The 22,265-nt window shown below is 49.5% G+C and carries 19 protein-coding genes and 1 riboswitch; of the genes, 11 read left to right on the top strand and 8 right to left on the bottom strand.

What is annotated here, in order from left to right; translation table 11 throughout:
• Positions 1-394 precede the first annotated feature (394 nt).
• Positions 395-487, bottom strand: a riboswitch (cyclic di-GMP riboswitch).
• Positions 488-1,049: 562 nt separating this feature from the next.
• Entirely contained in the window at positions 1,050-1,634 is a 585-nt protein-coding gene (gene thpR / locus BLT35_RS06180; protein ID WP_054817102.1) for an RNA 2',3'-cyclic phosphodiesterase, read from the bottom strand.
• A gap of 160 nt (positions 1,635-1,794) precedes the next feature.
• Between thpR and serC the strand changes: the two genes are divergently transcribed.
• The 3 genes from serC (at position 1,795) to BLT35_RS06165 (ending at position 6,980) form a co-directional block, all read left to right on the top strand.
• Positions 1,795-2,883 carry a 3-phosphoserine/phosphohydroxythreonine transaminase gene (gene serC / locus BLT35_RS06175; RefSeq protein WP_062406793.1) on the top strand — a complete coding sequence of 363 codons (1,089 nt, stop codon included), beginning with the start codon at positions 1,795-1,797 and terminating at the stop codon, positions 2,881-2,883.
• A 257-nt stretch (positions 2,884-3,140) separates the two neighbouring features.
• On the top strand, positions 3,141-4,724 hold the full coding sequence (locus BLT35_RS06170) for an S-layer homology domain-containing protein (protein WP_217634699.1): 1,584 nt from the start codon (positions 3,141-3,143) through the stop codon (positions 4,722-4,724).
• A gap of 66 nt (positions 4,725-4,790) precedes the next feature.
• The gene (locus BLT35_RS06165) at positions 4,791-6,980 is read left to right on the top strand and encodes an S-layer homology domain-containing protein (protein ID WP_175471936.1); all 2,190 of its coding nucleotides are present in this window, start codon (positions 4,791-4,793) and stop codon (positions 6,978-6,980) included.
• A 62-nt stretch (positions 6,981-7,042) separates the two neighbouring features.
• Here the strand turns inward: BLT35_RS06165 and BLT35_RS06160 are convergent, their stop codons facing one another.
• Positions 7,043-7,759 carry a response regulator transcription factor gene (locus tag BLT35_RS06160; RefSeq protein WP_054817107.1) on the bottom strand — a complete coding sequence of 239 codons (717 nt, stop codon included), beginning with the start codon at positions 7,757-7,759 and terminating at the stop codon, positions 7,043-7,045.
• Between the two features lie 150 nt (positions 7,760-7,909).
• Between BLT35_RS06160 and trmL the strand changes: the two genes are divergently transcribed.
• Positions 7,910-8,374, top strand: coding sequence for a tRNA (uridine(34)/cytosine(34)/5-carboxymethylaminomethyluridine(34)-2'-O)-methyltransferase TrmL (gene trmL / locus BLT35_RS06155; RefSeq protein ID WP_062406799.1), 465 nt, complete (start codon positions 7,910-7,912; stop codon positions 8,372-8,374).
• Positions 8,375-8,459: 85 nt separating this feature from the next.
• Complete coding sequence (locus tag BLT35_RS06150; protein ID WP_054817108.1) at positions 8,460-8,717, top strand: AbrB/MazE/SpoVT family DNA-binding domain-containing protein; 258 nt, start codon at positions 8,460-8,462, stop codon at positions 8,715-8,717.
• A 9-nt stretch (positions 8,718-8,726) separates the two neighbouring features.
• Here BLT35_RS06150 and BLT35_RS06145 read toward each other — a convergent pair whose 3' ends face one another.
• Positions 8,727-10,286, bottom strand: a complete 1,560-nt coding sequence (locus BLT35_RS06145) for an alpha/beta fold hydrolase (protein ID WP_062406801.1) — start codon at positions 10,284-10,286, stop codon at positions 8,727-8,729.
• A gap of 254 nt (positions 10,287-10,540) precedes the next feature.
• Between BLT35_RS06145 and BLT35_RS06140 the strand changes: the two genes are divergently transcribed.
• Together BLT35_RS06140 and BLT35_RS06135 are read left to right on the top strand one after the other, a co-directional pair.
• Positions 10,541-10,744, top strand: coding sequence for a hypothetical protein (locus BLT35_RS06140; RefSeq protein WP_062406803.1), 204 nt, complete (start codon positions 10,541-10,543; stop codon positions 10,742-10,744).
• A 363-nt stretch (positions 10,745-11,107) separates the two neighbouring features.
• On the top strand, positions 11,108-11,878 hold the full coding sequence (locus BLT35_RS06135; protein WP_217634698.1) for a tyrosine-protein phosphatase: 771 nt from the start codon (positions 11,108-11,110) through the stop codon (positions 11,876-11,878).
• Positions 11,879-11,882: 4 nt separating this feature from the next.
• Here the strand turns inward: BLT35_RS06135 and BLT35_RS06130 are convergent, their stop codons facing one another.
• The 4 genes from BLT35_RS06130 to BLT35_RS06115 are packed head-to-tail and all read right to left on the bottom strand — an operon-like array spanning position 11,883 to position 16,810.
• Positions 11,883-12,959, bottom strand: a complete 1,077-nt coding sequence (locus BLT35_RS06130) for a phosphodiester glycosidase family protein (RefSeq protein WP_062410819.1) — start codon at positions 12,957-12,959, stop codon at positions 11,883-11,885.
• A gap of 21 nt (positions 12,960-12,980) precedes the next feature.
• Complete coding sequence (locus BLT35_RS06125; protein ID WP_054817112.1) at positions 12,981-13,409, bottom strand: hypothetical protein; 429 nt, start codon at positions 13,407-13,409, stop codon at positions 12,981-12,983.
• A complete protein-coding gene (locus BLT35_RS06120; protein WP_074727302.1) occupies positions 13,406-15,025 on the bottom strand; it encodes a response regulator in 1,620 nt (539 codons plus the stop codon). The genes BLT35_RS06125 and BLT35_RS06120 overlap by 4 nt, the downstream gene beginning before the upstream one ends.
• 3 nt (positions 15,026-15,028) lie before the next feature.
• Positions 15,029-16,810, bottom strand: a complete 1,782-nt coding sequence (locus BLT35_RS06115) for a cache domain-containing sensor histidine kinase (protein ID WP_074727301.1) — start codon at positions 16,808-16,810, stop codon at positions 15,029-15,031.
• A gap of 189 nt (positions 16,811-16,999) precedes the next feature.
• Here BLT35_RS06115 and BLT35_RS06110 point away from each other — a divergent pair, with 189 nt between their 5' ends.
• The 4 genes from BLT35_RS06110 (at position 17,000) to BLT35_RS06095 (ending at position 21,232) form a co-directional block, all read left to right on the top strand.
• Positions 17,000-17,884, top strand: a complete 885-nt coding sequence (locus BLT35_RS06110; protein WP_062406810.1) for a carbohydrate ABC transporter permease — start codon at positions 17,000-17,002, stop codon at positions 17,882-17,884.
• On the top strand, positions 17,884-18,720 hold the full coding sequence (locus tag BLT35_RS06105) for a carbohydrate ABC transporter permease (RefSeq protein WP_054817116.1): 837 nt from the start codon (positions 17,884-17,886) through the stop codon (positions 18,718-18,720). Before BLT35_RS06110 ends, BLT35_RS06105 begins: the two co-directional genes overlap by 1 nt.
• Before the next feature lie 148 nt (positions 18,721-18,868).
• On the top strand, positions 18,869-20,167 hold the full coding sequence (locus tag BLT35_RS06100; RefSeq protein WP_054817117.1) for an ABC transporter substrate-binding protein: 1,299 nt from the start codon (positions 18,869-18,871) through the stop codon (positions 20,165-20,167).
• Between the two features lie 126 nt (positions 20,168-20,293).
• Positions 20,294-21,232, top strand: coding sequence for an NAD(P)/FAD-dependent oxidoreductase (locus BLT35_RS06095; RefSeq protein ID WP_062406812.1), 939 nt, complete (start codon positions 20,294-20,296; stop codon positions 21,230-21,232).
• 60 nt (positions 21,233-21,292) lie between these two features.
• On the opposite strand, the gene BLT35_RS06090 is transcribed toward BLT35_RS06095, so the two are convergent.
• Positions 21,293-22,048 carry a DUF2161 domain-containing phosphodiesterase gene (locus BLT35_RS06090; RefSeq protein ID WP_062406814.1) on the bottom strand — a complete coding sequence of 252 codons (756 nt, stop codon included), beginning with the start codon at positions 22,046-22,048 and terminating at the stop codon, positions 21,293-21,295.
• Positions 22,049-22,265: the final 217 nt, after the last annotated feature.

The following is a 22,265-nucleotide window of genomic DNA, read 5'->3' as shown; positions in this document are numbered from 1 at the left end:
TTGCCTTATCTGGTAAGTGGAGATTATATAAATCATCTGATAGAATCCGATCTGAAAACCCAGCCGTCGCAGACTCTTAGTAAATCTCGCCGCTTTATAGATGAAATACAGACTTGACGGTTGTGAACAAAAACAAAAGTGCACTCATCCGGTGCACTCTTTTAACAATTCGGATTTTAGAAAAAGGATAAACCTCATTGCATTTTCATTGGACAAGATCTCCCCTTCATGGGTGAAAGAAAATCGTTCCAATATTTCATTTTCCGGGAGATGCAAGCAATTCACTAATTCCTGTACATCCTGATCAATTAGGTCCTTTACATCATGTTTCATTAGGTTCTTCATGTTCCAACCCCTTCCCATTAGTCCCACATCATTCCAACGGAAGCCGGTTTTCGGCAACTGGCTGGCATGTTGAAGCGAATAGCTCAAGGTAGCCCCTATAGCTTTGCGTCACCATTTTTCAATGGTTTTGCCAATTATCTCGTTTTATGGTGGTTGTGAACCTATCATATACGAATTTACATTTTGGGACAATATGAATTTGTTATATCTTGGTTAAATTTGAATAAAAATTTAAGTCTTTTGTACCCATTATATGATCTCCAAAGCGTACGGTCTGCGATGAAATCCTATGATTCGTTATAGATTAAGATAAGAGCCCCCCTTCTTTGATACTAAATGTTTCTTTTTATATGCTATTTTAGTGAAAATCTACCATTAAACTATTGATAAAATCGACTAAATTGGCTAAAATTATGTTACAAATTGTATCTAAACCGGGAAGGTAGATGTATCATGCCGCCAAGAATTGTGAAAAAAGTACCAAGGGAAAGAAAGATGACGATAGTCGAGTACCCAGAGAAGATTACTTTTCCGGTCTTACAGAAACCTGACAAAGACCTCAGCCCTTTCTTTGAAGGAACGGAGAATGGAATGGACTTTGTATGCGGTTCATGTAATCATGTATTGATTAAGAATGTTAGAATTGTATCTCTTCCTATTTTAGCCGTATACCGGTGCCCCCAATGTGAACAATTAAATACCCTTTAGCCCTTATTGCCATAAACCAGCGGGAAATACTCTATTTCTTCGTACATCGGATTCTGGTGCAAATGGCTCCGGTACAAGACCACTTTTTGTACCTGCCATGCATGCAGGGAGGCATCGGGATTTGCGGACTCGGCTGTCCATGGATCCGACGGGAATTTAGTTTTTCCATTATATCTTCGTGCCAGAGTGATATGAGGGCTGTAAGGGCGCTTTTCACGCTCAAATTCCGCCTGGAGCGCTGCGTGCTCGACTCCGGCCTGCAGAGCAAACAGACGCTGCAGATCGCCTCCAACTCCTGCCCAGAGGATGCCGGGGGAAGCGGGACGGCCGAAAGTCCCCCATCCTTTTAGACGCAGGTCAAAAGCAGGGAAAGACGAGGTAAGTGCGGTTAAGCTTTGCACGATTTGACGGCGGGCTGTCGCTGAGGCTGCTCCCAAAAATTTCAATGTGATATGCAGATCTTGGGGATGGACCCACTTTTGAAAAGCATACGGTTTCTTCATGACGTCCATGTTCTCTTTCAGGACGGTTCGTATTTCGTCAGGAATAGGGATGGCGACAAACCAACGCGGTTCGATCATAGGGGATACACCTCTTTTTTTGTCGTTTGTTACTATTTTATAACCTTATGCTTTGCAAAGTAGGGCAATCTGATGAATCCTGTAAACAAATACTTGATGAAGCGTGACGAACTTTGCTATCATAGCGTATATCCTATGAAAAAGCGAAGGTGTGAAATCAGTGACTAAGCGCGCATACAATTTCAATGCGGGACCCGCGGCGCTGCCTTTGGAAGTGCTTCAGAAGGCGCAGGAAGAACTAGTGGAATACCAGGGAATCGGTATGTCCATTATGGAAATTTCCCACCGCAGCTCTCAGTACGAACAGTTAAATGCGGAAACACAAAGCCTGCTTAAGGAATTGTTTGCGATCCCGGACGGCTACAAGGTTTTGTTTATGCAGGGCGGGGCAAGCACGCAGTTTGCTGCGATTCCGATGAATTTCTTGAAAGCCGGCCAAGTGGGCGGCTATGTTCATACCGGGTCTTGGGCGGATAAAGCGCTCAAGGAAGCGAAGCTGTTCGGTGAAACGAAGATCGTGGCCAGCTCGGAAGCCGACAAGTTTACCCGTATTCCGGATGTAAGTCAATTGGCACTGGATCCCGGCACGGCTTACCTGCACATTACTTCGAATGAAACGATCGAAGGCGCCCAGTATCAGCAGTATCCGGATACCGGCAGCGTTCCGCTCATCGGCGATATGTCGAGCGACATTCTTTGCCGTCCTGTCGATGTTTCCAAATTCGCCATGATTTATGCAGGTGCGCAAAAAAATCTGGGGCCATCGGGCGTGACGGTCGTCATTTTGCGGGAAGACATGCTTCAGGATACGCCTAAAAATATCCCGACGATGCTGCGGTATGAAACACATGTGAAGAATAATTCCTTATACAATACTCCGCCGGTATACTCGGTATACATGGTGAATCTGGTGCTGAAGTGGATCAGGGACAACGGCGGATTGACCGCGATGGAAAAGCGCAATCGTGAGAAGACGAGCCTCATCTACAAAGCGATTGACCAAAGCGGCGGTTTCTACCGCGGCGTAGTAGATCCTGGCAGCCGCTCTATCATGAACATCACCTTCCGTCTGAAAGACGATGAGCTGGAGAAGCAGTTTATTAAAGAGTCGGAGCAGCACGGCTTCGTTGGACTCAAGGGACACCGCAGCGTTGGCGGACTGCGTGCATCGACATACAATGCCGTTCCTTATGAGGCCTGCAAGGCGCTGGCAGAATTTATGGTTGATTTTCAAAAACGCAACGGATAAGAACATTCGCTTAAAAATGCCGGAGAAAGAGCTTCCCGGCATTTTTTATCATCACTTCCGATACTAATTGTATCGATGCTCTTAAAGGCAATAAGCTGCCTCAAAATAAATATTTATTAAAAATTCACAATAAATGGTGGAAAAAAAAGCGAGAATATGATACATTTTGTATCATATAGATACATAGATAAGCTTTGGATGGAGGAGGATTTGATATTTTGGGGTATAAAAGCCGCTTATGGAAACGTACTTTTTTGATGTCTGCCCTAGTGAGTATGGTTGCAACTGCCGAGGTTAGTGCCAATGTAGCTTTTAGTGATTTGAATGAATCCTATGCAGCAGCAGAAATTTCGCGTTTGGCAGAGGCGGGATTCCTCAACGGTTATGAAGACGGAACATTCCGGCCAGCCCAAGCTGTAACCCGCGCCGATCTCGCCAAAATTCTCGTTCTATCCTTAAAGCTTGCCGAAGATCCGGAGGCGGCGTCAGAGTTTGAAGATGTTCCGGAGGATGCCTGGTATAGAGGTTACGTAGGAGCATTGGCGAAATCAGGAATTACGAGAGGGACCTCACAAGCAGCGTTCTCTCCGAATGAACCCGTGACCAGAGAACAAATAGCCGGTTTTTTTATACGTGCGTTTGGTCTGGAAGACAAAGCCGGCAAGCTGGCTCTTGAGGTGCCCTTTACGGATATAGATCAGGTGTCGGATTGGGCAAAACCTTATGTTGCTTTGGCTTATCATATAGGCTTCATTCAGGGGATCGCTAATGCGGACGGGACTCTGAGATTTGCTCCGGGCGAACATACGCAAAGACAAGCGCTGGCCCGATTGGCTTTCGAGTTTAATTTTAACCGCGATTCCTTCATAGAGGCTGCCAACCGCATCGCGAAGGAGCCTTCCGGTCCTGCCGGATCGGGTACGGGAGCGCCGAAGACACCACCTGGTTCAAGTGCAGGCGGAGGTACAGGCTCAACCACCGCGCCTGGAAGCATTGCTGTTCAACAATTGACCGCAATCGATCAAACCACGGTGGAAGTTACATTCAACCTTGCCGTCAGTACAGTAAGCAGCAGCGATTTTGCCTTTGATAACGGGCTGACTGTACAGAACGCTTCGCTGAAAGAGGGAAGCGGGGGCAAGGTCATCGTACTCACGACGTCCACCCAGACGCGAGGGACTGTTTATACATTAAGTTATAAGGGTCGGGATTCCGGTGTAACCGTAACCGGAGCGCTGCCGGTCCGGGAGATTCAAGCGGCGGTAGATGCCATTGAGGCTCTGCCTTCCGTGGATCAGCTCACCTTGAGTCATAAACAGGCGGTAACAGAGGCTCGGGAAAAAGTAGAAGCGGCCAAATCCAAAGGCGCTGTCGATACGGATTTCGCTAATTTGAACCTTTTGCAAGAGGCCGAAGCCAAAATAACTGATCTGGAGTCGTCGGGTTCCCAGCCTGAAAGCGGGCAGTGGATTCAGTCCGCATTTGCAAATATCGGCGGACAGCGTATTGCTGCCGAGATTGGAGAAGACAACGTGATTTCGTTTACGTTACCAGGCTCGATTGCAGATTCGGATCGTTTTACCGGTTTTTCCATTCAGGCTTCCCCTGATGTCCAGTCGATCTCCGTTACCGCCATGGGAATGACGAAGAGCATTGCATTTGATCAAGGTACCGTCCATATTGATGTAAGCCAAATATTGGGAGGTGCCGATCCGCAGGGCGACGGCGTATCGGTCAGCACGCTAAGGTCGCTGGCGGGAGGAACGGCGTTGAGTATTCCGGCCACCGTCACCCTTCAATCCGGCGGGACAAAACAACTGACACTTGTATTTAACCCATAGTGTTTTGTATTGAAAGCTTTTATAAAAATCTAAATCAAGAAAATGGAGGAATGCCGCTTGTATTCCATGAATATCAAAACGGTTCGTTATCATCTGTCCGTCCTCTTAATCGTTGCTTTGTTAATTTCGCTGTTCAGTGTAAGCACCGCAAATTCCGCAGAGACGGAAGCTCCCGACTCGGCAGCCGGAACGGCCGCGGAGAATTCGCATCCTTTCTCCGATATTGCCGATTCCTATGCCGCACAAGAAATCCGGTCCTTAGTGCAGGACGGGATCCTCTCGGGCTACGAAGACGGCACCTTCAAACCCCGTGAAACGATGACACGGGCACATCTTGCCAAAGTCCTGGTGCTTGCTTTGGGACTGGAAGAAGACGGGGCGTCCGCCGATGTGTTTGCCGATGTTCCCGCAAATTCATGGTTCAAAGGATATGTAGGAGCACTTCTCAATACAAACATTACGAACGGTACATCCCAGACTACGTTTTCACCAGATAGCCCTGTGACCAGAGAGCAATTGGCCGTATTTTTTATCCGCGCATTCAATCTGGAAGCACTGGCGGTGAAGCTGCCTTTTGATGCTTCTCTTTCCGATGTCGGTCAGATTTCGGATTGGGCGAGGCCGCATGTTTCTTTGGCATTCAAAATCGGCTTCCTGAAGGGGATCGATAACGGGGATGGAACACTGCGGTTTAGCCCGCTGGATGCCGCCGACAGGCAAGCTCTGGCGAGATTGGCTTATGAATTTAAATTAAATCAGGCGTTGTATAAGAGCAAAGTCCAGCAGCTGGAAGCGGCGATAGCATTGGCGGCGGCAGTGAAAGCGGCCAATGAGGCCATCGCGGCATTACCCGATGCTTCAGAATTAACGATCGATGATAAAGCGGCCGTGGAAGAGGCCAGGGCTAAAGTTGAGGCGGCGCGGAAGTTGGGGGCAACGGACAAGGACTTTCCAAATCTGAGTAAGCTGGCGGATGCCGAGCAAAAAATTGAAGAACTGGGCAGGCCAAGAGGAGGAGGCATCATTGGCGGTGGCGGCGGCGGTGGTGGCGGTGGAATTATTAGAGATACCGAACCGCCGGTCATTATTTCGGGATCTGTCAAGATCGGTGAAGCGTCCGTCCCTCTCGTCATCGGAACGAATAATGAGGTCACATTCAATGTGGATCACGCTTTGAACAATGCGGATATGATAACCGATTTTACGATTGTTGCTTCATCGGACACAGACAAATTAATCGTTACGTCATCCGGTGTGAGCAGAACGGTAACGTTCCAGAACGGGACTGCTCATGTGAGCGTAGCCGATCTGCTTGGCCCTGATTTTGACCGGCAGGGTGACGGTGTTTCCGTCGGCACATTGAGAAGGCATCTTTTCGAAGGAAACCTCGAATTGACAGGAGAGTTGACCGATAAGACAGGCAATAAATCCACAGTCAAGTTGAAAATCGTCAAACCTGCGAGTGCACCGGTTCCGGAAATCACCTCTGCATCCGCCGTTATTGGGGGCAAAGCGTTTTCGATTCACACGAATGTGCCCAATTACATTGCCTTCATTATAGACGATGCTTTGCAGGATACAGACATGTTCACCAGCCTGACGGTCGCAGCTTCCAGTGGCGCCGAAGCTCTAACGTTTTCCGAAAGCGGGCAATCCAGAACAATATCCTTTGCCAGCGGTACCCAACAAACGGTGAAGGTCGCAACATTGCTCGGCCCCGCATTGGATCCGCAGGGCGATGGCGTATCTGTCAAAAAGCTAAGAGAGCTGCTTCAAAATGGAAACATTACGGTGCGCGGGGTATTGAGCGATACGAATGGAAAACAATCTCCCGTCATTTTAACCATCATCAAGGGGAATAATGACTCGGTGCCTACGTTAATAGGCGCTGCCGCTGTCATCGATGGGAATGCCGAACCGGCAGTCATCACATCCGGGAATACCATTACATTCACATTGAGCAAATCCCTGGATGATTCCCAGATGCTGGAGAGTCTGCTGATCCATGCTTCAAGCAATGCCGACACGCTTGCGATAACGGAAGCCGGAATTACCAAAAGGATTCACTTTTCAAACGGTACAGCTCAGGCGACAATAAAAGAGCTGCTCGGCACCGCCTTTGATCCTCAAGGCGATGGTGTTTCCGTCGGGAAATTAAGAAGTGCGCTGGAGAGCGGAAACATCACCGTTTCGGGAACCCTGACGAATTACACGGGGGTTGCCAATAATGTGACGATCAATGTCATTGTGGAATAGGTGACCCGGATCAGAATAAAGAAAAGAGCACCGGCCGATAAGGGCGATGCTCTTTTTTGCTTTTAGGCCAAAGATTCTTTGGCAGCAGGCTCTATCAATTTGTATCCGACGTTGCGAATGGTTACAATATATTCGGGGTTGCGCGCTTGATTTTCGATTTTGTCGCGCAGATGGCTGATGTGGACATCGACGATGCGCGTATCCCCCAGGAAATGATAATCCCAAACGCCGTGAAGCAGCTGCTGCCGGCTGAGTACTTTGCCGCGGTGCTTGCAAAGGAACAGGAGCAGGTCGAATTCTTTGGGCGTGAGTTCAATGAATTCGTCTCTTACTTTCACCTCACGCTGCTCCGGAAGGATCTCGATTTCTCCGATGGTGACCGGGGTATCTTCCCCTGCGGACGGGAGCAATTGGGAGCGGCGCAATATGGCCTGGATACGCGAGATCAGCTCCTGCGGGCTGAAGGGCTTGGTCATGTAGTCATCCGCACCGTTGTCGAGTCCTGCAATTTTGTCGGAAAGATCATGCATGGCGGTGAGCATAATAATAGGAACCAGGTTATTTTGGGAGCGAAGCCGGCGGCAGACCTGGAAACCGTCCACCTTGGGCAGCATCAGATCAAGAACAATAAGGTCCGGTCGATATTCCTTGATTGCACTGAATACGGATTCTCCATCATAGACACAGTGAACATCATAGCCAACCAATTTAAGGTTGAATTCAATGAGCATCGAAATCGAAGGTTCGTCGTCAACGACAAGAATTTTTTTCTTCAACATTCGAGAGTCTCCTTTTTATGTGCACTTGATATTTGTATTATGGCATCACTGGATCATCCTTGTATTAAGAAAGCGTAAAATGTATGTTAAAATTGACAAAGATCTAGTAGTCTAGTGGTTGACGTTGAAAGAGGAGTGGACTCAAGACAAATGGCATTTCATATCGTATTGGTTGAACCCGAAATACCCGCAAACACCGGCAATATCGCCAGAACCTGCGCTGCTACGGGAACCTGGCTTCATCTGGTCAGGCCGCTGGGATTTAATACGGATGACAGAACGTTAAAACGTGCGGGTCTGGATTACTGGCACGCGGTGAATATCGAATATCATGATTCATTCCAGGAAGTGAAGGATAAGTACAAAGATTCACGCTTTTTCTTTGCAACGACCAAAGCGGACAAGCTGTATACGGAGTTTTCATTTCAGGATGGAGACTTTTTGGTATTCGGCAAAGAGACGAAGGGGCTGCCCGCCGAGATTTTGGAGCAGCATCCAACGGCACTGATGAGGATGCCTATGACAGAAGCGGTTCGTTCGCTGAATTTATCCAATTCTGCGGCCATCATATTATATGAGGGACTGAGGCAAACCGGCTTTCAAGGGTTGAAATGAACAAGACGGAAGGAATTCCCTCATAGGCGTCGAACTGTATAAAGTAAAATAGCAGACAGTTATCGATAAGCGAGGTGACTAGATCATGAAACCGGCAGGTGTTGTTAGAAAAGTCGACCAATTGGGGAGGATCGTGCTGCCGAAGTCTTTGCGTAAACGGTATCAAATGAATGAGGGAGATCCTGTAGAGATTTTGGTTAGCGGAGATCATATCATTCTGGAGAGATACCGTCCGCGCTGCGTCTTTTGCGGATCAATGGAACTGGTGAGCGAATTCAGAGAACGGCATATTTGTGCGGAGTGTCTTGGTGAAATGCAATTATTGAAACAAAATAAAGAATAGAAGAGAGCATCACGTCTCCCGAGAATGATCGGGGCGCGATGCTTTTTTCTTTCGGGTCCATTTACGCAGTTCTTTTTTATTATTGGTTAATTTTTGAATCGCTACCATGCGTTCGATTAAGCCTTCATCATTGGGATAGGAATGCAGACAGCTGCGGATAAACTGGGCGGCCTCCTCAAATTGCTCCAGCTTACAGCAGTAATCCGCGGCCCATATGGCCAGTTTTTCCCAGTCCTGTGCAAACTTCTCCTTTAAGGAGAGAGAAAAAGCGTCAAAGCAGCCCGGCAGAATATGCTGGGTGGCGCGCGGCAGAATCAGCTTGCACATGGCATATTTCAGCATGGAATCCTTCTCCTCCAGGCTCCGGTTCATTTCCTCCATGACATCCGCCAAATCGCATTCAACGGCGCATTTGAAATAAATCGAATCCCGGTCAATGGCTAGACATGGCGGCTCTTCAGGGCGGGCTTCAAACAGCTTCGCAAAATGATTCAGATACACCCTGAGATTGCCAAGCGCTTTTTTGGCGGTCATCTCCGGAAAAAGCATATCGCACAGCTCTTCCCTTGTTGCGGTTTTGCGAAATGCCAGGTAGATCAGGATATTTTTGGCATATCGGGTGTTCCAGCCTTCCCGGATCACCCGGCCGTTCATTTGGACTTCAAAGCCGCCCATGCATTGAATGGATACCTTATTCCGGGCGACAAGCCGGTTATATCCCTCCAGCATAAGCAGCTGCAGGAACCTGTCAGTAAAAACATAAGTATCCGTTCTAATGCTTTTCGGCCTCTGAATAAACTTCATGATCCACTCCACGGTAACCGCCGGCTGATCGAAAAAAACCATATTCGATGAGTCCGGTACAATGAGGAACTTGGAATGATGAAGAAATGAATTATAAAGGCTGGTGAAAGAAGGCGGGAACAGAGGATCCGATTCGCCGGATAATACTAATGCAGGCTTATGAATCCGGCGCAAATGCTCGAGCTTGAATTGACAGGCGATTTCTATATGATTCATATACATTTTAACGGGCAGCCGGGCATAGGATTGAATGATCCGTTTTGCAATCGAGTGGTCTTTATGCTTTACGGTTAAACGCTGAACCATGAATTCTCCCAACTTATCCAATGTTCGAGCTTTTGCCAGCTCCTCCCGCAATTCCTTTTCACTGGCCAACGGAGGCAGCGGCAAAAAAGCCTGAGGCGAGATCAATATCAGACTTTCGATAAGCGTTTCATACCTATCGGCAAAATGAACAGCGATGTTTGCTCCGAATGTGTGACCGACGATCACAAGGTTGTGAAGACCTAAGGCTTGAACCAACGATAATAAATCATCGCAGAGCAATTCTATAGTTGCGGCCTTGCCGCCGTCTTCACTTTGTCCATGGCCTCTCAAATCATAAAGCAGTATGGAGTACTGCTGCCTTAAGATCGGTATAAGATAGTGAAAATAGCTGCTGTCGAGCCCCGTCCCATGAATAAATACAATGGTTGTTGAAGACGTAGATGCAGATTCATAATATTCATAATAAGATTGAATATCGCCGGTTTGTATATAATTCATGCGATGAAAGTCCTCCGACATTCCAAGAAGCAGACTTTAAGAACTGGGACCCGTAATATGATTATAGTAAACTTTCATGTAAAAATAAAAGAATAGTTAATAATCGATAACGAATAACTGGATTTTGTAACTATTTTGTAACGCTAGATTTGGTAAGCTAAACAAGAGGAGGAAATATATCCTATATTTCTTCCAATTTATGAAGAGAGGTCATCATTCGGGATAATTGTTAATAGAAACGGAGTGTTGAAAAGGTGTCGGAATCCAAAAAAATCATCAACATCGATGTTGCTAAAATATTAGATCAATTGGGGATCAGCTCCCAATTTATGCTGAACAATCAATCGAAGCAGCCGGAATGGGCTTGGACTCAGGCACAAACTTTAAAAAAAGTTGAATTTACCAAAGTGCTAAAGTCTGTCAATCATGATCAAACCGGTAATATGAATCCATTGTAGTTTTGACCGCATGAGGGATGTAGTTTAGTAACTAATAGTATGATACAATATGTATCTACAGTCAACTGAAAAAGCGATGGGCATCTGCATCCCGTAAAAAGGATTAAAAAGTAAAAAAATAGCACCAACCCGTGTGGCAACAGGCCGATACTACTTTTTCGATCATAGTCCTTTGGTTTTATCATCATTATAGGCTGCTGTAAGTATTGCGGTGATGAACATCAATAAGATTAGAATCATAATCCAGAACGTGGCTGACATCGCTATTGCACCTCCCATTGCATATTATACCCAACGGTACAAGAAAAGAAAACTTATAAATATGTGAACATCTTTCCTGAAAATCATTTGTATGGAGAAGGAATGGAGATCATGATCGATATACATACGCATATTCTGCCAGGAATCGACGATGGCGCGCAGGATGAGCAGGAAGCCATCCTGATGGCGCGTGCTGCTGTCCAAGAAGGAATCAAGGCCGTCATAGCGACTCCTCACCATGCCAACGGAAGATATGATAATCCCGGGCATGAGATCCAAAAACGCACTCAGGCCCTCAACCTGGCGCTTAGCGAGCACCGGATCGCTTTGGAGGTGCTGCCCGGGCAAGAGGTTCGGATTCACCAAGGCTTACTAGAAGATCTTGAACAAGGAAAAATCATCACATTATCCGGGTCAAAATATCTTTTGTTAGAGCTTCCATCAGGCATGGTCCCCTCCTACACGGAGGAGATGATTCATGAATTGATAGTCCTGGGCATTACCCCCATTATCGCTCATCCGGAGCGGAATGCGGAATTGGCGTCGTCTCCGTCCGTGCTGATGCGGTTATTGGAACGGGGAGCTTTGACCCAGCTGACCTCACATGCCGTCGATGGACGATTCGGGCGCAAGCTGCAAAAGCTGTGCCTGGAATGGTGCAGGCAGGGGATGGTCCATATGATTTCATCCGATGCACATAATATAAACGACAGGCCCTTCGGACTCAAAAACGCCTACGCCGCGATATCTGCTCACTTGAACGATACTTTGGCGGAGGAGCTCAAAGACAACACTGAACGTTTGATCAGCCGGTTGGAGATCCGTACTTTACAGCCGGTATTGCTGAACAGGAAATGGTGGAAGCTATGGTAAAAGGTCATTTGAAAAATAAAAAGTGGGTGGGCAGCTTTCTGAGCCGTCCATTGTCCGAAGGCCTGTTAATGACCTGACCTTCATAAATCAGGCTGGAAGAACCTCCGCCGTCCAGATTGTAAGCATCCTTCACTCCCAAAGAAAGTAGCTTGTCCTGCAGCTCGGGCAGCGTAGCCCCCGAATTCCCTTTCTCATCGTAGCCGTCGGTAACCAGGAACAGCAATTGATCATTCTTAAAATTGCCGACAACCGTCCGCGGCGCACGGGCGGGAGAAGTGAGCCATTGCTGCGGAATGGCCTGTTTATTCCCGTTTTGAAGAAGGATTGGGACAAAGGTCGCCCCGAAGTTTGGATTGAGCTTGTCCAAATCCGCCTGTCTCGTGAATTTGCCCCCGATCAGCTTGCGGTCCTTGCTTAGCCCGATAAATGCCAGGTCTGCAAAGGTTGGCTCGAACCCGTAGACATATTTGCCGTTGTACATCGTCGTGCTGAGCGGATAGCGCCTGCCGCTGCGGCTGTCGTCGGCAAACCCGCCGGCATTGACCCCGGCTGTAGCTCCATAGCGGCTTGCGGCCTCAAGCGTTGTCTCGCTGCCGCCGACCTTATCCTGCCCCAGCACCATTTGCATCGCTTTATCCGATTTTAAATCCACTTTAAGCGCATACGCTTTATAGTTCCGTTCGTTAAAGGAGTACAGCTTTATATCCGCATTGGGGCCTGATGTGGATCGAATCGCATGGCCTCCCAGCTTGAGCCCGATCCTGGCGTCAAAAATGATCCTGGGTCGCTGGGCAGCGAGCTCGGCCGTGCGGGACATACCGGCTGCTTCGGCCGCGCTCTTGGAATAGAGCTCGTAATGCTTCTCGATCGTCGACCGGGTCAAAGCGGCGGCCTCGATCGCTTGGTCCAGTTGGCTTACGGCCGTCTGCACGCTATCCGGCATCGTCCATCCGTTGGCGGCAATGTGTTCCTGCTCAGGAAGCGCAACGGACATGGGGGCGAACAGCAGGAATATCATGATTCCGGTAAAAGGCGCGCAAACCAGCAGCATCAACCGGTTTATTTGCCGTATCGTGTCCATCATGGCGAATCACCTTCCTTGCTACTTCAACGCGTCAAGCTGTTTCTTCAGCTCATCGAGTTTCTGCCGTACATCGGCTAATTGGGTGTAGAGCTGATTGCTGTTGTCGGTCCTGCTGCTTGCACTGTCCTTGGTAAAAGCGAGCAGTTCGTTTACGGAATCGATTTTCGACTGGAGCTTGGCCATATCCGCGGCCAGGCTTTCCTTCAATCCGGCGATTTCCTGCTGGTATTGGCTTTGGATGGCTGCAAGCTGATCACGGGTCTGCTTGGCAATCTCATCTGTCATTTGCACCTTCAGATGGTCGGTATACAGCTTGGCGCCCCAAGCGCCCAAGCCCACCAGTAACGCCCAGGTCAGAAACAGTACGGCATAGGCTTTCTTCTTCGTGTTTACTCTGCCGGAGCGTTCAACCTTTTGAGACGGCTGCGGTTCGAGGGGTGTATTCATGGTTGGTTCACCTTCCTATATTCATTCGGGGACATGCCAACCGCTTTCTTGAATACTTTGCTGAAATATTTCTCGTCGTCGTACCCGACCATCGCGGCTACCTGAGCAATGCGCAGGTTGGGATTCAACAACAGCATCTTGGCTTTGTCGATGCGGATGCCGCTTATATAATCGGAAATGTTGACGTGAAATTCCTGCTTAAACTTGCGGGAGATATATTCCCGGCTCAAGTAAAAATGGTTGGCGATTTCCTGAAGCGTAATATCCTGATGATAATGATGCTGAATATACCTGGCAATGTCAAAAATAACGTTGCTATCCTGCTGCTGCTGGGTGAGCAGCAGGCGGGACATCTCCGTCAGGCTGCGGATAAGCTGCTGCTCCCACAAATCGATGGAGAAGGCCCCCTGTTCGTCCAGCGGGAGAATGAAAGCATAGCCTTCACTCTGGCCGAAGGAAGGAAGACCCTTCCCGAACATCTCGGTAAGCCAACGGTTCCGGGATACATTGTACTCATGCCACCACAGCTCCAACTGCCCGATCGTAATGGAAGACTGTCCGCGAACCGCAGAAGTCCATTCCAGAACCGCTTTGCGGATCTGCTTTTCGCTGCCGCTTTGTACAGCCAGCTTGAAGGCTTCCGCATAGTCCGTAAAGGAAAGCGGCTTGGGCGGCGCCGGCGGGTTCGGGTCAAACGTATAGATGGCTTTGGTCTTGGTCAGCAGGTTCCGGTTTCTCAGCGCAAGACGCGCTTGCGTGTATGCCGCGGATAAACCGGCCGGGAACGGCCTGCGCAAGCTGATGCCGATATCAAGGGTGCTCCCCAAAACGGACCGGATCCCCTGCTGCAATCGTGCAAGCAGCTGCTCCGCGGTGTCCAGCTCCTCATAAAACAAGATCAGAACCTCATTGTCGCTGTTCCAATAGCGGTATGCCACTCCTAGGCGTTTGAGGCCTTCAGCGAGCATTTCATTGCTGATGTTCGTCAAAGAGAAGAAAAGCAATTCCGTATGTTTGCCGAATTTATTTTTCAAAGCGGCGCTGAGCGTATCCACGCTCAAAATCGCCACTTTGCATTCGCGAACGTCCCGGCTTAACCCAAATTCCTCCTGCAGGGCATCCGCCATGCTCTCATACCCCGACGGTTCCGTTATCAGCCCCGACAAGCTTTTCTCCCAGTATACCGGCCGGAGCTGATTCCTTTCGATGTTTCGTTCGGTTTGCCTGGACCGCTCCGCTTCCTCCTCACGGATGCGCGTTACGGCTTTGGCGAGCGCGCCATGAAGCTGCTCGGCATCGATCGGCTTAAGAATGTAGTCGATGCCGCCGTATTTGATGACATGCCGGAGCAGCTCGAAATCGTCATGACCGCTCACGACGATCGTTTTCCCCGCAGGATAGTTCGTTTGAAGCCATTCCATCAGCTCCATGCCGTTTTTGAGCGGCATCATCATATCCGTAAATATAATTTCGGGTTTATGCTCTTCAATTTGTTGGATAGCCTCCACGCCGTCCTGAGCCTCCAGCACGGCGGTAATACCGAAGTTATTCCAGGGCACGAGAAGCTTTATGGCATCGCGCACGTGCTTCTCATCATCTACAATGATGGCTTTCATCCCTTAAGAAGCCTCCTTTGGCAGCGTCGGTATGCGAAGGGTTACCGTAACCCCTGAAGGCTTGTTATGATCGATGATCATTTCCGCTTCATCCTCGTAATAGAGCCTCAAACGGGACATGACATTGATAAGGCCAATGCTTTCTTCTTCCTGCTGATGCCGCGGCCGGGCTTCCAGTCTGCGCCGCAGCTTCTGAAGCGTATCTTCGGTCATGCCTGTTCCTTCATCCTGTACCCGGATTTCCATCAGCCCGTCATCCCCAAGTCGGGCGGCTATCGTCAAGGTTTCCGAAACCGACCGCTGATCGAAGCCGTGTTTAAAGTAATTTTCCACAAGCGGCTGCAAAATCATTTTGGGCACCGGAATATGCATGATGCTTTCATCCGCCTCATAGTTCACCGTCAGTTTCTGTTCAAAACGCTGCATTTGCAGCTCCAGATAAGCTTTCACATGAGAGAGCTCGCTTGCAAACGGGACCACTGTATCGCTGTTCATGCTGTAGCGCATCAGCTTGGCCAGCGAGGAGATCAGCGAATATACCTGAGGAGCGTTGTGCTGCAAAGCCAGCGTTCCGATCGACTGCAGTGAATTATACAAAAAGTGCGGATTGATTTGCGCCTGCAGCGCCTTGAGCTGATTCGTTTTGTTGGCGATTTCGAGCTGATATTCCCGCATAATCAAATTGTTGATTCTTTCCATCATGCTGCGGAAGCGGCCGGCCAGAATAGCAAATTCGTCATTACCTTTGACGTCGATATCGGCGTGCATGTTGCCGGTTTGAATTTTTCCGATCGTTCCGATCAGCCGCTTGATAGGGGTAGTGAACCGGATCGAAATCACCAAGGTGGCGCCAATGACGACGATCATGAATGCAATCAGAATCATCATATTGATTTCCGTTATTTGTCTGGCATTGCTGTTCAGCAGCTCGTTTGGAATCCGTTTGACAAGAATCCAATCATGATAAGGCGAATCCATGCGTTCATAAATGTGAATGCCTTTAAACTCGTCGCTGTTCCACTCGAAGTTTCCGCTCGGCTGATCCAGCTGCTGCAGATGCTTCACCCAGCCGTCCTCAAGCGTTTGGCCCAGCAGCATGGGATCAGGGCCGTAAATGACCGTACCCCCGGAATCGAGAATGAACAACTGCTCTTTTCCTTGTTCGTACAGCTGTTCAGCAATCGACCGGATCATATTCAGATTCACATCGATCGACAGCGTTCCGAATTCCTTCATTGTAACGGCGTTCGTAATAGAGCGGTGCAGGGTAAACACGGGAACGGAGGGCAGCGGATTGAACCCGCTGGATTTGTACGTATGGCTCAGATGCGTCGGCTCCAGGACGGTGTCGGATTTGCCGACTTGAGGCACATATTTCGGCCCGGTTCCTTCGTTGCGGAATATGTTCCCTTGTGAGAACAAAAAAGATTTATTGGAATTGGACAAATATAAATAGGCTTGCTGGATTTCCTTTACCGACATGACGATGGCCTGCATCCCGCGGAAGATTTCCCCCCGGTCCAGGTAATCGACTGCGCCGTTCTCCACCGCACCGTAAAGAGACGTGTCGTTATAAATGGACAAAGAAGCTTGCTGAATGACGTTCAAGTGATTCGTAATATTGGTTTTTCCCTGATAGATTAAGTTGGAATTGGTCTTTATCGTCTCTTCGATCACATTGTGCTTCGTTATAAAATAAGTCATCGCTATTGAGGTGGAGAACGGGATGATGGTCGCGGCAAGCAGGAATACGATCAGCTTGTTCCGGATGCTGTTGCGTATCAAGGCACAGGCTCCTCCCCCAAAGTGTTTGAGCCCTTATTGTAACAGGAGAGATCAATAAATTCCACCTGTTACGTCACCATAATCCATGTTGTTCCCAAGCGGCAGCTTCTATACTAAGGGTATACTTTACCGGCCATCTGCAAATTTTAATTAAAAACTTCTAAATGAGGAAAAAGGGGGCGTTAAGCCATGAAAAAGAATCAGCGCAGGGCTGATCTGCTTCAGCAGCTCGTGTTTGTAGGACCGGCATTATTGTTCTTTTCGGTCATCATCATCATTCCGTTTCTCATGAGCATCTATTACTCATTTACGGAGTGGAACGGCGTCACTTCGGATGTGAAGTGGGCCGGATTTGATAACTTTACTCATATTTTGTTGACGGATAAAGACTTTCACCGGTCATTCTGGTTTACAACCCGGTTTACGATAACGAACGTCATCCTGGCCAACGTTCTCGGTTTCCTGCTGGCTCTTTTGCTGTCACAGGCATTAAAGACCAGAAATGTGCTTCGCACCATCTTTTTTATGCCTAACGTCATCGGGGGCCTGCTGCTTGGCTTTATTTGGCAGTTTATTTTCGTTAAAGGCTTTGCCACGATCGGAGAGCTGACCCAGCTTGCCTTCTTCCAGCTGCCTTGGCTTGGCGATGCGCCTACGGCGTTCTGGGGCTTGATCATCGTCAGCGTTTGGCAAACGGCCGGGTATCTGATGGTTATCTATATCGCGGGTCTGTCCAACGTGCCTAGAGAGCTGACGGAAGCGGCTTACATTGACGGGGCCACCCGCTTTCAAACCCTGCGTCACATTACGCTGCCCATGATTATGCCGGCAGTCACGGTATGTTTGTTCCTGACGATTTCCTGGGCATTCAAAATGTATGACTTGAACGTCTCCTTGACGCAAGGAGGACCATTCAACTCGACCCAATCCGTCGCGCTCAACATCTATGAAGAAGCGTTCCGCAATAACCGTTACGGCCTCGGGACGGCCAAAGCCTTAATTTTCTTTGTTGTCGTGGCGCTGATTACGCTGGTTCAAGTGAGCATCACGAAGAAAAGGGAGGTTGAGGTGTAATGCCATCGGTTAAAAATTACAACAGCCGCACATTTCTGCTGGAAGTGCTCGCCATCTTGTTGGGACTGCTGTTTCTGGCGCCGTTCTACTTCGTTATCGTCAATTCCATGAAGACGTTTGGAGATCTGCTGGTCAACTCGGCCAACCTGCCCAAGTCGATCAACTTTGACAACTATATCAGAGCCTGGGAAATCATGAAATTTCCGAAGGTGTTCATGAACTCCTTGTGGATTACGGTCATCAGCAATGTGGGGCTTGTCATCATCAGCTCCATGGCTGCCTACCGGCTCGTCCGCCGACCGTCCAGGTTCAACAATCTGGTTTTCCTTGCGTTCGTCGCCGCGATGGTCATTCCATTCCAGTCGATCATGATTCCGCTGGTAAGAGTGGCAAGCGAACTTAATCTGATGGACAGCCGGACCGGACTCATTATCTGCTATTTCGGATTCGGCGTATCGCTGAATGTGTTTTTGTATCACGGATTTATTAAATCGATTCCTAAGGAAATCGAGGAATCGGCTACCGTGGACGGATGTACTCCTTACGGTGTATTTTGGAAAATTATTTTTCCGCTGCTGAAGCCGATGAGCGTAACAGTTATTCTATTGAACAGCTTGTGGATTTGGAACGATTTCCTGCTTCCGCTGCTGGTGCTGAACAGCCCTGATCTGCGGACGATCCCTCTGGCCACCTTTGCCTTCTTCGGCCAGTATACGAAGCAGTGGGATCTCGCTTTGGCGGCTTTGGTGCTGGGTGTCATTCCTATCATCCTTTTCTTCTTATCCATGCAAAAATACATTATTGAAGGTATTACGGCAGGCTCGGTAAAAGGCTGATCCACGCGGATCGGGCGCATAATGAAAGCGGTTGTTCAAAATGTTCCACCTTTTCGGTCAATATTCTCAGTGGTCGCCGCCTGGGGCATTTTATACAATAAATTTGCAACTTGGATAAAAAGCAGTAAAAAAGAGGGAGGTTCCCACCATGAAACTTAAAAAGTTTGCCGGCATAAGCCTGGCAGCCGTTATGCTGATGTCGACCGCCGTAGGCTGCGCGAAGCAAGAAGAAGCGCCAAGCCCGGGTACGGACGGAGCTGCGGGAGGCAAGAACGTAACGCTTAAGGTGTTCCAGTTTAAAGTGGAAATCGCAGAGCCGCTCGCCAAGCTGGCCGCAGAATATGAGAAAGAAAATCCGGGCGTAAAAATTCAAATCGACACCGTCGGCGGCGGCGCGGATTACGGCGCAGCGCTGATGGCTAAATTTAACTCCGGCGATAAGCCCGATTTGTTCAACAATGGCGGTTTCTCCGACCTTGACAAGTGGATCGAGCATTTGGAGGATTTGTCCGACCAGCCTTGGGTGAAGGATCTGGTACCGGTGGCCAAGGAGCCTATGACCAAGGACGGCAAGCTGTACGGCCAGCCGCTGAACCTCGAAGGCTACGGCTTCCTGTACAACAAAGACTTGTTCGAGCAAGCGGGTATCACGGAGCTGCCTAAAACGCTGTCCCAGCTCGAAGATGCGGCGAAAAAGCTTCAAGCCAAAGGGATCACTCCTTTTGTGAACGGCTACGGGGAATGGTGGGTGCTCGGCAACCACTTTGTGAACCTGCCTTTCGCGCATCAGCCTGACGTGAACGCCTTTGTGAAAGGTCTTAACGACGGCACAGCGAAAATTCCGGGTAATCCCCAGTTCGAGAATTGGGTGAAGCTGTTTGATCTGCAGCTGCAGTACGGCAACAAAAACCCGCTGCAAACCGACTACAAAACACAAGTGACCGATTTTGCTACAGGCAAGGCGGCAATGACGCAGCAAGGGAACTGGACACAATTGCAGCTGACCCAAACGAACCCGAATCTGAATGTTGGCTTCCTCCCGATGCCGATCAGCGATGATGCGGCTGCAAACGATAAGCTGCCGGTAGGCGTTCCGAACAACTGGGTGATCAACAAAAACTCCCCTAATAAAGAAGAAGCCAAGAAGTTCCTGAACTGGCTGGTGACTTCCGAGATAGGCAAGAAATATATGGTTGAAGAGTTCAAGTTCATCCCGGCCTTTACGAATATTCAAGGCGACGAGAAGATTCTCGGACCTTTGGCGGCCGACATTATAAAATACAGCAAAGAGAACAAAACGCTCAGCTGGAACTGGTTTAAATTCCCTGGAGGCGAAGCTTCCAGCAAGAAATTCGCAGCGACCATGCAAGCTTACGTTGCGAAGCAGAAGACGAAAGACCAAATGCTGACCGAGTTCCAGCAAACCTGGGACAGCTTGAAGAAGTAAAGCATACGGCCTGGCCGCAAGAAGATTGCGCGCCGGGCTTTTTTTTTGCGCGGAAAAGGATATCGGCGCGTATGTAAAAAAAAGGAGGAGGGAAGCTATAGAAAACGGTGAGAAAGGACGAAGACCATGTACGATTGCATCATCGTTGGCGGTGGGATTGCCGGACTGCAGGCCGCCATTCAGCTGGGAAGGTACCGCCATCAGGTGCTTGTCGTCGATAAGGGCCAGGGGAGATCCACGCTTTGCCGCCGCTACCATAACGTGCTCGGATGGCCCGGCGGCGTAGCAGGCACTGAACTAAGGCGTCTGGGGAGAGAGCAGGCGCAGAGACTGGGCGTCAGCTTTCAGCAGGGCGAGGCGGTGGCTGCCGTAAAATCCGGCGATGATATTGAAGTCAGCTTGGCGGACGGCAGAGAATCGGTCAAAGGACGGACACTGCTCATTGCAACGGGGATAACGGACCGCTATCCGCCGCTGCCCGGGCTGGAAGAGATGATGGGGATCAGCGTGTATGTCTGCCCCGATTGCGACGGGTATGAAGTCAGCGGCAAACGGACGATCGTGATGGGAGCGGGGGACCCCGGGGCGGGAATGGCTTTGACGCTTCGCTACTGGACAGACCAGATTATTTTTGTAAATCATGAGAAGACGGCGATCCGACCCGATAAGCTCGACAAGCTGCATGAAGCCAGGATCGATGTGGAGGAAGCGGAGATCGAACAAGTGCTGAGCGGATCCGATGGGGCGGAGGGGTCATTCGGCGGCGTCCGGCTAACGGATGGACGGATTCTGGAAGGGGAGAGGGGGTTTATCGCCTTCGGCGGCAACAAGGTTCATACGGATTGGGCGGTATCGCTGGGGGTGGAACGGCTGGAGAACAAGCATATCGTAACCAATCCCCGCACCAAAATGACGTCCGTGCCCGGCGTATGGGCGGCGGGAGACGTCGGTATTCATTCGGAACAGCTGACGATTGCGATGGGCGAAGGGGCGCAAGCCGCTATCTGGATCCACAAGGAACTGATGAAGCGTGCAGCCGACAAGGCGGCCCGGATACGTGATTAGAGGAAACGGACCTGCATCTTTACGTTCCCTCCGGCTGTGACGCTTCCCTGAACGGCCTTTTTACTTTGCGGAATCGATAGGAACGGGAACCGGAAGGGTCTCCGCAACATGAGCGTAGGTCGTCAAAGCCTCCAGACCAAGCGGTGAAAGGGTGTAGATTCCCCGGTCGACGCGCTGGAACCAACGATAAACATTTTTTTGCAGCATGCCCGCAGCTTGAGGATTGCCTGTCAGGTCGCGAAGCTGCCGCGGACTCAACGGTCCGAATTGCCGGAGCAGGGAGGCCAAATGAATCGATTTTTCGCGATACGCGGTGATGAGTTTGCGCTTTGAGCTCCCGCCGACATTGTAATCGGCTCCGCGCTCACGAAACTCCCGCATCAGCTTGCCCGCGGCGTATTTGTTGTGGCGCGGTCCTTTGGGCTGATCGGCTGCAGCAGCCGTAAGTGCTGCCGGCGGATGGCATTCCACTTCGACTCGGGGCTTGCGGGTTTTGTAGAACTGCACAGTGATCATCCCCACCCCCAGCATGCCGCAAAGCTTGCGCAGCTCGGGCCAGCTGGCGCCATGGGGGGCGCGGCCTTTATTCGGGCGCTCGAATGCAACGTAGACCGAACGGCTGATCCGCAACCGATCAATGGCCTGCAGAAGGAGCGGGATGGAGAAGCTTTTTTTGAGCTCGACGATAAGAGGGGGTTCTTCTTCGCGAACCGCCACCAAATCGCAGTGGCGCACTTCCCCGCGCACCTCGTAGCCAAGCTGCTCCAAATAAGCCTTGACCGGGGCGTACAGTTCGGTTTCGCTTTTAATCGCCATGGTGTTGTTCTCCTTTAAGCTTTCATCGTACGATTATTATACCACAGCCGTACTTTCCGCTCCTTTCCATTCTTATCGTTCCCCTTTGGATAAGCCTTTCGCCTCATTTAAGGTTTTGGCCAATTTTGTCTAAAATTTCGGTCAACTTACTCCCGTTCACTGCATAGTTATTTAATACACTTCAAAATTTTAAAGAAGATGTAAGGAAAGATATCTT

Origin of the sequence: Paenibacillus naphthalenovorans (assembly GCF_900099895.1) — a bacterium.
GTDB classification, from domain to species: domain Bacteria; phylum Bacillota; class Bacilli; order Paenibacillales; family NBRC-103111; genus Paenibacillus_G; species Paenibacillus_G naphthalenovorans.
This window is presented reverse-complemented; position numbering and strand designations above follow the sequence as displayed.

Excerpts from the sequence above, each read along its gene's own strand:
- trmL (WP_062406799.1), top strand. The coding sequence starts at position 7,910 with ATGGCATTTCATATCGTATTGGTTGAACCCGAAATACCCGCAAACACC.
- BLT35_RS06105 (WP_054817116.1), top strand. The coding sequence starts at position 17,884 with ATGCCATCGGTTAAAAATTACAACAGCCGCACATTTCTGCTGGAAGTG.
- BLT35_RS06160 (WP_054817107.1), bottom strand. The coding sequence starts at position 7,759 with ATGTTGAAGAAAAAAATTCTTGTCGTTGACGACGAACCTTCGATTTCG.
- thpR (WP_054817102.1), bottom strand. The coding sequence starts at position 1,634 with ATGATCGAACCGCGTTGGTTTGTCGCCATCCCTATTCCTGACGAAATA.
- BLT35_RS06090 (WP_062406814.1), bottom strand. The coding sequence starts at position 22,048 with ATGGCGATTAAAAGCGAAACCGAACTGTACGCCCCGGTCAAGGCTTAT.
- BLT35_RS06145 (WP_062406801.1), bottom strand. The coding sequence starts at position 10,286 with ATGAATTATATACAAACCGGCGATATTCAATCTTATTATGAATATTAT.
- BLT35_RS06095 (WP_062406812.1), top strand. The coding sequence starts at position 20,294 with ATGTACGATTGCATCATCGTTGGCGGTGGGATTGCCGGACTGCAGGCC.
- BLT35_RS06100 (WP_054817117.1), top strand. The coding sequence starts at position 18,869 with ATGAAACTTAAAAAGTTTGCCGGCATAAGCCTGGCAGCCGTTATGCTG.
- BLT35_RS06170 (WP_217634699.1), top strand. The coding sequence starts at position 3,141 with ATGTCTGCCCTAGTGAGTATGGTTGCAACTGCCGAGGTTAGTGCCAAT.
- BLT35_RS06135 (WP_217634698.1), top strand. The coding sequence starts at position 11,108 with ATGGAGATCATGATCGATATACATACGCATATTCTGCCAGGAATCGAC.
- BLT35_RS06125 (WP_054817112.1), bottom strand. The coding sequence starts at position 13,409 with ATGAATACACCCCTCGAACCGCAGCCGTCTCAAAAGGTTGAACGCTCC.
- BLT35_RS06150 (WP_054817108.1), top strand. The coding sequence starts at position 8,460 with ATGAAACCGGCAGGTGTTGTTAGAAAAGTCGACCAATTGGGGAGGATC.
- BLT35_RS06130 (WP_062410819.1), bottom strand. The coding sequence starts at position 12,959 with ATGGACACGATACGGCAAATAAACCGGTTGATGCTGCTGGTTTGCGCG.
- BLT35_RS06165 (WP_175471936.1), top strand. The coding sequence starts at position 4,791 with ATGAATATCAAAACGGTTCGTTATCATCTGTCCGTCCTCTTAATCGTT.
- BLT35_RS06110 (WP_062406810.1), top strand. The coding sequence starts at position 17,000 with ATGAAAAAGAATCAGCGCAGGGCTGATCTGCTTCAGCAGCTCGTGTTT.
- BLT35_RS06120 (WP_074727302.1), bottom strand. The coding sequence starts at position 15,025 with ATGAAAGCCATCATTGTAGATGATGAGAAGCACGTGCGCGATGCCATA.